The 8,425-nt window shown below is 60.9% G+C and carries 7 protein-coding genes; all 7 read right to left on the reverse strand.

The annotated features are described in order from the left end of the window. Positions 1–96: 96 nt before the first annotated feature. A complete protein-coding gene (locus tag ACTJLC_RS14170; RefSeq protein WP_310315650.1) occupies positions 97–1,173 on the reverse strand; it encodes a hypothetical protein in 1,077 nt (358 codons plus the stop codon). Further along, complete coding sequence (locus ACTJLC_RS14175) at positions 1,170–2,888, reverse strand: sensor histidine kinase (protein ID WP_235004931.1); 1,719 nt, start codon at positions 2,886–2,888, stop codon at positions 1,170–1,172. The genes ACTJLC_RS14170 and ACTJLC_RS14175 overlap by 4 nt, the downstream gene beginning before the upstream one ends. Positions 2,889–2,899: 11 nt before the next feature. Beyond that, on the reverse strand, positions 2,900–3,535 hold the full coding sequence (locus tag ACTJLC_RS14180) for a response regulator transcription factor (RefSeq protein ID WP_310130887.1): 636 nt from the start codon (positions 3,533–3,535) through the stop codon (positions 2,900–2,902). Positions 3,536–3,677: 142 nt separating this feature from the next. After that, positions 3,678–4,754 carry an OmpA family protein gene (locus tag ACTJLC_RS14185; protein ID WP_440844269.1) on the reverse strand — a complete coding sequence of 359 codons (1,077 nt, stop codon included), beginning with the start codon at positions 4,752–4,754 and terminating at the stop codon, positions 3,678–3,680. A 151-nt stretch (positions 4,755–4,905) separates the two neighbouring features. Continuing rightward, positions 4,906–5,745 (reverse strand): ABC transporter permease, encoded by an 840-nt coding sequence (locus ACTJLC_RS14190; protein ID WP_073431343.1) that lies wholly within the window; start codon positions 5,743–5,745, stop codon positions 4,906–4,908. Between the two features lie 16 nt (positions 5,746–5,761). Beyond that, positions 5,762–7,030 (reverse strand): ABC transporter permease, encoded by a 1,269-nt coding sequence (locus ACTJLC_RS14195; RefSeq protein WP_310124164.1) that lies wholly within the window; start codon positions 7,028–7,030, stop codon positions 5,762–5,764. A 174-nt stretch (positions 7,031–7,204) separates the two neighbouring features. After that, positions 7,205–8,254, reverse strand: coding sequence for an ABC transporter substrate-binding protein (locus tag ACTJLC_RS14200; protein WP_073431341.1), 1,050 nt, complete (start codon positions 8,252–8,254; stop codon positions 7,205–7,207). Positions 8,255–8,425 lie beyond the last annotated feature (171 nt).

An 8,425-nucleotide genomic window follows, 5' to 3' on the forward strand; every position in this document is an offset into this window, starting at 1 on the left:
GGATGCAGCCGACTTTAGAAGCCCGGCCAAATGGCCGGGCTTTTTTTTCGTTGCTCGAAATAGCAACCGCGGACAACCGGCCGTTGAATGCGGCGACTACTTTGGACCGAAGTCTGACCGAAAAGCGTCGGGGTTGTCGGTGATCCTGCGCTGAGTCATGCGGGCGTTCCAGTCCGTGTTGCCCGGCACTGGCGTCGACGCCCGCGTTGTAACCTTCGCGCGCTGCTGCTTCGCCCACTCGAGCAGGGCCGCCTGTTCGGCGGAATCGTGGTTAGCCGACGCTCGCGCAATCCACTCGGGTTGCTGCGAGATCGAAGGCTGGCTGGCCGGACGAGCGGATCGGGTCAATGCAAGGCGCTTGTCGACTTGCGTCTCGCTCAAGCGCGCGATTGCGGCTTTGCGATCGACCTTTGCAAGACGATTCGTCGTCGTGCCATGTGTCGTCGCGCGTGCGACGAGTGGCTGCTTCACACGCGGCGCGTCAGCCCGCACCAATTGTGCTGGCTTGGCTGGCGGTACTGCCTTCGCGGCAACGGAATCGTTCTTCGCGCGAGTTGCAGGCGCCATGGCGGCCGCAGTGGAGCTTGCCAACGCTGTCGTCGGCACCGAGCTGGCCGCTGCGGGCGCGCGCTCCGCACTTGTCGACGCTGTTTCAACCACCGGTTGCGTCAGCTTGACAGCACCTTCGGAATGCCGCACGTCGGCCCTCGTGACGGGATCCAGCGTCGCGGCCAGCGTGGTCGCGCTATCGGCGTCGGGCGTCGCACTTGTGATCAACAGCCACGCCAGCGCAATGCTGCAACTCACGAAGATCGCCGCGCCGGCCATATGATCTGCACGAGACGAAGACGAGCGCTGCTTACCCGCATCGAGATAACGCCTGGCTTCGGCCAACTGCGCGTCGAAACTATAGGAATAGTCGCGTCGCTGTGGCGCCTTATAGAGAAAAATATACTTCGCGTCTGACGGAAGCCGGCCACGGGATGCCAATGGCTCCGCACGTTGCACGGCGTCCTGGATCGCCCGTTGCGCCGCGGTGAGCGCCGCAGGCTGCGGCTCTCGCCGCGCCTGTACCGGCCGACGGCCCGAGCCGTAAGGCGGCGGCAAGCCCGCGAGTGACCGCGCGCTGGGAAGCGCCAGATCGCCTTCGATCAAGGCCAGCGGTCTGTTCATCGTACGGTGCTCCGTTGTGGGTCATGCACTGCGCCGAGTTGCATGACAAGGGTTCGGGTGCGTTCCGCGAGCGCGTCGATCGCGCCGGCGTTGCGTTCCCGCGGCGAGGCGCTAGCGCGCCGCAGCGCTTCCATCAAACCACGCGCGCCGACCAGACCGACGGCGCCGCTCAATCGGTGCAGCAAGGCAGGCAGGAGCTCATCGTCTTCCGGGCGACGCAATGTGGCGAGGCGTGTGAGGTCGTCATTCATTGCACGACGCCAGCCATCCAGAAACGAGGGCAGATCGACACCTTCTTCTGACAGCGCGGTCAGATACCGACGCTCGAAAGGTTCATGGGAAGCAACTGTTGAAGCGGCATCGGCATGCACGGCATTGCACGTCGCAGGCAACGGTATATTGCCATCTGCCTCTCGCTCCGATTCCCATTGCTCGACGGCGAACGGCGCATTGAAACTCGCGAAAACGCCAGCCTCCGCGCCGCTCGCGACGGAAAGTTCACCTCGCATGCGCTGAGCGAGCAACTGGCAAAGCGGCAGGGAAGCATCTGCGTCACCGAAACCTTCGCTCGCGCGCGATTCATCAGCATCAGTACCGCCAAGCTTGCCGCCGCCGACCCTTATGCTGAAAAAAATGCGCTGCGAACCCAGATTCAATGAGTCGGCCCGCACCACAAGCGCAATCTCTTTGTGCATGCCCGACTGGATCGCACGGTTCAGCAAATGGAAAAGGATCTGACCGAGACGGGTGCCGTCGACGATAATCACCGCCGCCACCGTTTGGTCGACGCTCGCGCTCAAGTGCACGCCTTGATGCGTAGTCGATGGTGTAAGGAGCGTGATCACGCTCTTGATGAACTCGCGCACGTTCGTCGCGCTTTCGTCGAGAACGAAAGCGCGCGATTCCAGAGGTGAATTGTCGAACAGATCACGAAGGGTTTGGCGCCAGATGCGCATCGCGGATTGAATCGCCTGCAACTGTGCGGATTGTGCGGACGGCTTGGTTATCACTTGAAGCGGCTCGAATAAATCCGCAACCGCGCTCAATGGCGCTTCGATATAGAAACGCATCACGCCCAGGAATCTGTGCCGCTCCCGCATTAGGTCAGCGCTCGCCTGCTGGGAAGCTGCGGTGCGGGTAGCCCGCTCCCGCGCCTCGATTGCTTCGCATCGGCGGGCCCACTCGCTGACAATCCGTTTGTTGTTCTTGGCAATGCGCGTTAGCGCGGCTCGCGACAAACACGCGCCAGCCAGTACGGCGAACGCCAGCGCCGCGAGTGTCAATTGCCACGTTCGCTTTCCGACCGAGGTTGCGTGTTCGGTCCACTCCAGTTGGCTAGGCGAGGCATTCCCACTATCACTGTTACTCGAAGCGAGTACCAAAGGCGTCCCGGCAGCGGCGTCCTCATGTGAAAGGTGAGCAAGGGCCGCTCGCCCGGGGTGCGGCTGAGCGTCGTGAGCGGCCAGCGCTTGCGCCGGACGCGGCGCATGGACGCGCATGGAGGGCGGTGCACCGTCGACGGACAGTGCGGCGTTGACGCGCGTCGAAAACATGCACGGCAGCAATGCCGATGCGCACAGCCATGCAAATATCGTCGCGAAACGGGTCAAAATCGACCACGCATTGCCACCGTCGCAGCGTGAAAGGCCGTGTAGGAAGCGCGACGTGCGACAAGGCGCACCCGCCGAAAAACCCGGCAGGCTTATTTTGTTCATGGCCCGCAAACCTAGTCGATCAGCCGGTGCAACGAGGCAAACTCGATCAGCGCCGCTAACGACGACAGCCCCAGTTTTTCCTGGATGCGGCTTTTGTAGGTGCTCACAGTCTTGTCGCTGATAAACAACGCATCGCCAATCGCCTTGTTCGACATGCCTTTCGACAGCATCTGCAGAATCACGAGTTCCTTGTCCGACAGTAGCGCAATCCTCTCCTCTTCGCCTTCCGTGCGGCACGAAGGCGAGACACCCGCACCGTTCGCTGTGACGGGAAAGACCGTATAGCCGGCCAGCACCGCCTCGACGCCGCGCATGATTTCCTTCATCTCCTGCGATTTGCAGACGAAACCGTGGACGCCGGAGCGCATCGCCCGCGGCGCGAACGTCGCCGGATCATGTCCTGACAGGACCAGCAAGCGGATCGACGGATGAACGAGTTTAAGGCGTGGAATTACGTCGAGCCCGCTGATGCGCGGAATGTCGAGATCGAGTATGGCGAGTTTCGGCGTGAATTGCCGCGCCAGTTCGACTGCGGCCTGTCCGTTGTCGGCCTCGATCACCTTTTCAATGCCAAGCAGCTGCGTGAGCTGCATCTTGATGACCATTCGGAATGCAGGATGATCGTCGATAACGAGAACAGTTGACATCTATTTGTTTCCTCTTAAAACATCGCTTGCCAGGCTGATTCGTGCTTTTGACAAGCTAAAGGCGCATCGGTATTTGCCGCAAGCAAACCAGGATATCGACCCGCCTGAAAAGGTTCGCATCGTCACGCGACGCAAGCGTACGTTAGGAAGCTCCGACCACGATTTCTATCTCGACGCGGCGATTCGGTGCAAGGCATCGCAGTAATTCGTCGCGCTTTGTTTGTCGGCAGTCGGCCAGTTGGTTCGTACTGCCTTGACCTCGGGCAGTCATGGGCAAAGTCACGCCGCGGGCTCGCAGATACTTCTGAACGGTCTGAGCACGTTTCAAGGACAAGCTCTGGTTGTATGCCTTGGCGCCAAGACGGTCGGTGTAGCCGGTGATCGTCAGCTCACGCAAGGCGGGAGCGTTCTTCAGACCGTCCGCCACCGCATCTAGCTGCCGCTTGCCCGCAGGTAGGATGGCGGCATCGTCGCCGCCATTGAAACGGAAGAGAGAGTCGGCGCGCAGCGTGATGATCCGTGGCGCGCTTGCAGACTGCTCACCCAGGGCCGGTGCGGCCGCTGACGTCTGCATTGCCTGTTTGCATTGCAACGCGGTCTCGGCGGATTTGCGCAAGTTATCCTGAACTTCCGGCAAGCGCTTCTCGGCCTTTGAAAAACTGCGTATCCACGCGTCATGCCCGGCTTGCATCAAGCCGACTTCAGCGCACGCGAGCGGCTGCTGCGCCCGCGGACATTGAGCAAGAACAGGATCTGCCTTGATGGTGTTGACGATCTTCCACAGATCGGGACGCACCGTGGACACCGTGCGCAGCGTCGGATTAGCCGCGGATAACGGCGTGTCGTTCTCGAGGCTCATCGTGATCATTGCCGCCTGGCCGATCGCTTCCTCGACGAAACCCCAATGATCGCGATTCTGCCGAGTCTGCTGGCCGGCGTTAAGCCAACACTGTGCCTTGGCGTGAAAATAACTGTTCTTGTCGGCGGGCACCTCATCGAGCCGCTTTTGCAACGATGCTAGCGCGGCACTGCTGCTGACGATCGGTGCGTAGGTAGTGACCCACTGGCTGTTGGCCGCGCCCGCGGCTTCATCCTGCGAGGCGCCGATTCCCGTTTTGAGCACCGTGGCGTCCGTGATGCCTAGTCGTTCGCGCGCGGCGTGATCCGCACAGCCCGCCAGGGCCAGCGCGCATACAAGCATCGATAGCTGGAGTTTCATTGACTTTCTGCGTCGAGCGCGTCTTCTGGAAGAAGGTCCAGAGTATGAACAGACGCGGACGCAGGAGGAATGGGAACATTCTTAGAATGACATCGGAAATTTGCCGGTTAGGCTTGCTACTCGACTGACGGTCATCCATGCAAGCCGATGTTCACGCTTTCACCGCCCGCGCCGCATTTCTTCCGCGCAGCCACTCGAGCGCCAGCAAAAGGCAAGTAGAAAACACGATCAGAATCGTCGCAAGCGCAGCGATGGTCGGGCTGATGTTCTCGCGGATACCGGTGAACATTTGCCGCGGCAATGTCGTCTGGTCAGCGCCCGCGAGGAACAGCGTCACGACCACTTCATCGAATGACGTCGCGAAAGCGAACAGCGCGCCCGAAATCACGCCCGGCGCGATCACGGGCAACGTGATGCGGAAAAACGTCGTGAGCGGATTGGCACCCAGCGACAAACTGGCGCGCACGAGGTTGTAATTGAATCCCTGCAAGGTCGCCGCCACCGTGGTTACGACAAAAGGCACGCCGAGCGAGGCATGCGCCAGAATCAGGCCAACATACGTGTTCGCCAACCCGAGCGGCGCAAAGAACAGATACATGCCGACACCGACCACCACCACGGGCACGATCATCGGCGAGATCAGGACGGCCATTAGCAGCGCCTTACCACGAAAGTTCGCCTTGGTCAGCCCGATCGCGGCCAGCGTGCCGAGCACGGTCGCGACCACCGTCGCGGACGGCGCCACGATAAAACTGTTCTTGGCGGCCATGCGCCATTCATCGGACGCCACCAGGTTTTGATACCAGCGCAGCGACCAACCCGGAATCGGATACACCAGAAACGTGCTCGACGAGAACGACAGCGGCACGATCGCCAACACGGGCAGAATGAGATACAGCAGCGTCAGCACGGCAAGCGCGCGCAGTGCGAAATACCACACGCGCTCGACCCACGACGTATGCGGCGCGAACAGGGGCTTGGCAAGTTTCATCGCAGTAGGCTCCGGTTCAGCCGAGGCTCAGTGAAGAACGCGTGAAGCGCCCGTAAATCACGTACAGCACGAGTGTCGCGGCGAGCAGCAAGCCGCCTAGCGCGCACGCCATGCCCCAGTTGATCGTCACGTTGGTGAAGTACGCGACGTAATAGCTGACCATCTGATCGTTCGGTCCGCCGAGCAAGGCCGGCGTGATGTAGTAGCCGATCGCCAGGATGAACACCAGCAGCGCGCCCGCGCCGATGCCCGGATAAGTCTGCGGCACGTACACGCGCCAGAACGCGGCGAACGGATGGCTGCCGAGCGAGATCGCAGCGCGCTGATAGGTCGGCGGGATCGATTTCATCACGCTGTACAGCGGCAGGATCATGAACGGCAGCAGAATGTGCGTCATCGAGATGTACACGCCGGTGCGGTTGAACAGCAGCGAAAGCGGATCGTGCAGCAGCCCGCTGCCGATCAGCGCTTTATTCACCAGCCCTTCGCTTTGCAGGATCACGATCCATGCCGCGACGCGCACGAGGATCGACGTCCAGAACGGAATCAGCACGAGAATCATCACCAGGTTCGCGCGGCGCTCGGAGAGCGTCGAGATCCAGTACGCGAGCGGATAGCCCAGCAGCAGCGCAAAAAAAGTCACGGCCGCGCCGATCACAAAGGTGCGGCTGAACACGGCGAGATAAATCTGCTGATCGGGATCGGTCGGGATGATGTGACCGAACGCGTCCTGCTTATGGTCCAGCGAAGCGAGTAAATAGAACGGCGAATACACACTGGCATTCTTTGCGATGGCCTGCCAGTACGCGATATCGTTCCAGCGCTCGTCCAGTTCGACGAATTTCGCATGAATCTGGCCGGGCGTCAGTTTCAACGGCTGGCTGTTATCGTCGACGAACGGCATGGCGCGCGCGGATTTTGCAACCAGCGAGCGATAGCCGGGAATCTCCACGTTGAGGCGCCGCGCCAGCGCACCCATGCCGTCGCTATCGGCGACCGCGGTGAGGTCGACGGCCAATGCGGCATACGCGGTATCCGGCGGCGGAGATTTGCGATCCCAACCGCTCAACGCGCTTAGCGTATGCGGCAGAGCGCTGACCACTTCGGGATTCTGCGCGGCACGGGTCAACAGCGCGCCGATCGGCACGACGAAAATCAGCAGCAGAAAAATCGCGAGCGGCGCGATCAGCAGCAGCGCCATTGCACGCTTTCTCGATTCCGCGGCTTTCAGTTCGCGCTTGAGTCGGCCGGTTGATTCAGGCGTCGAATCGGCGGCAATCGTCATCGTAGTCACACCCGTCTCCTGTCGACCAGAGTTAGCGCTTTAGCGCTTACTCTGGTCCCATGCAAAGCTGTCGATAGGAGTTAGCGCTTCAGCGCCTACTCCCACCCCATGCAAAGCTGTCGACCAGAGTGAGCGCTTCAACGCTTAACTCCGGTCGCACCCAAAACTAACAAATCACTTCGAAGCCCACGACGAAAAACGCTGCTCCAGTTCATCGCCATGATCGGTCCAGAACCCGAGATTCTGCAGCACCGCATTCTTGCCGTTTTCCGGCGAGTTCGGCAGATTCGCGAGCGTCTTCGAATCGAGCGCCTTGATCGCCGCCACGTTCACCGGACCATAGGCGATGTGATGCGCGTATTCCGCCTGCGGCTTCGGCGAGATCGAATAGGCGATGTACTTCTCGGCCAGCGCCTTGTTCGGCGAACCCTTCGGAATGCCCCAATAGTCGAGGTCATAGATGCTGCCGTTCCACACCACCTTCAGGTTTTTGCCTTCCCGTTGCGCGGCGTCGATCCGGCCGTTGTACGCGGTGGACATCACCACGTCGCCCGCGACGAGAAACTGCGGCGGCTGCGCACCCGCTTCCCACCACTGGATGTTCGGCTTCAGTTCGTCGAGCTTCTTGAACGCGCGGTCCTGACCCGCCTTGGTGGCGAGCACCTTGTAGACATCCTTCGGCGCGACGCCATCCGCCATCAGCGCGAACTCCAGGTTGTAGCGCGCACCCTTGCGCATGGCGCGCTTGCCCGGGAATTTCTTGACGTCCCAGAAATCGGCCCAGCCGGCCGGCGCGGTTTTCAGCTTGTCGGCGTTATACGCGAGCGCCGTCGACCACACGAAGAACCCCACGCCGCAGGTTTGCGGCGCTTCAGGAATCAGATCCGACTTCTTGCCGATCTTCGACCAGTCGAGCTTCTCGTACAGCCCTTCGTCGCAGCCACGGCCGATGTCGCCCGATTCGACCTCCACCACGTCCCAGTTCACGTGCTTGGCTTCGACCATCGCCTTGACCTTGGCCTGCTCGCCGTTGTATTCGACGGCGGTCACCTTGTTGCCCGTTTGCGATTCGAACGGCTGGTTGAACGCGGCCTTTTGCGCGTCGCCGTTCGCGCCACCGAAATTGACGACCGTCAGTTCGGCGGCATTGACTTGCGCGGCTCCCAGCGCGAGCGCCACGGCACCGACAGCGATGGCGCAGCGCGATTTCCCGATCTTGCTCATGGTGTGTTGCTCTCCTTTGGTGGTATGCGTGAAGCTAGGTACGGTGCGGCTTGTTACTGATGGGTGCATCAAATATTGCCTTATGTTCTCAGGCGGCGTAACGAACATGCTTTTCCTTGAACAGATTGCGAATCACGTGAGGTTCCTTCTGCCGGCGATGCAGATGCCGAC

It is taken from the genome of Paraburkholderia sp. 22099, from assembly GCF_052045835.1.
GTDB lineage: Bacteria > Pseudomonadota > Gammaproteobacteria > Burkholderiales > Burkholderiaceae > Paraburkholderia > Paraburkholderia terricola.

Excerpts from the sequence above, each read along its gene's own strand:
- ACTJLC_RS14170 (WP_310315650.1), bottom strand. The coding sequence starts at position 1,173 with ATGAACAGACCGCTGGCCTTGATCGAAGGCGATCTGGCGCTTCCCAGC.
- ACTJLC_RS14175 (WP_235004931.1), bottom strand. The coding sequence starts at position 2,888 with ATGAACAAAATAAGCCTGCCGGGTTTTTCGGCGGGTGCGCCTTGTCGC.
- ACTJLC_RS14180 (WP_310130887.1), bottom strand. The coding sequence starts at position 3,535 with ATGTCAACTGTTCTCGTTATCGACGATCATCCTGCATTCCGAATGGTC.
- ACTJLC_RS14185 (WP_440844269.1), bottom strand. The coding sequence starts at position 4,754 with ATGAAACTCCAGCTATCGATGCTTGTATGCGCGCTGGCCCTGGCGGGC.
- ACTJLC_RS14190 (WP_073431343.1), bottom strand. The coding sequence starts at position 5,745 with ATGAAACTTGCCAAGCCCCTGTTCGCGCCGCATACGTCGTGGGTCGAG.
- ACTJLC_RS14195 (WP_310124164.1), bottom strand. The coding sequence starts at position 7,030 with ATGACGATTGCCGCCGATTCGACGCCTGAATCAACCGGCCGACTCAAG.
- ACTJLC_RS14200 (WP_073431341.1), bottom strand. The coding sequence starts at position 8,254 with ATGAGCAAGATCGGGAAATCGCGCTGCGCCATCGCTGTCGGTGCCGTG.